1 protein-coding gene is annotated in these 390 nt (G+C 67.9%); it reads left to right on the forward strand.

Translation table 11 applies throughout. The features are described from left to right. A partial coding sequence (locus GVL52_RS32715; protein WP_160012813.1) for an MFS transporter occupies positions 1–390 on the forward strand: 390 nt, incomplete at both ends.

Here is a 390-nt window from a genome sequence, read left to right on the forward strand (position 1 = left end):
GCCAGAGCGTGGGCGAGGCCCTCTCCGAAGCGCTGCGCTACCCGAGCTTCCTGCTGCTCACGGCCGGCTACTTCGTCTGCGGTTTCCAGGTGGTGTTCATCGGCGTGCACATGCCGAGCTACCTCAAGGACCACGGCCTCTCGCCCCAGGTGGCGAGCTACGCGCTGGCGCTCATCGGCCTCTTCAACGTCTTCGGCACCTACATCGCCGGCACGCTCGGCCAGCGCATGGCGCGCCGGCACATCCTGGCCTTCATCTATTTCGCCCGCGCGGTGGCGATCACGGTGTTCCTGCTCGCGCCGCTCACGCCGGTGTCGGTGTACGTGTTCTCGGCGGTGATCGGTTTCCTGTGGCTCTCCACCGTGCCGCCCACCAACGCGACGGTGGCGC

This window comes from Rhizobium sp. 18055, from assembly GCF_902706285.1.
Lineage (GTDB): Bacteria > Pseudomonadota > Alphaproteobacteria > Rhizobiales > Rhizobiaceae > Rhizobium.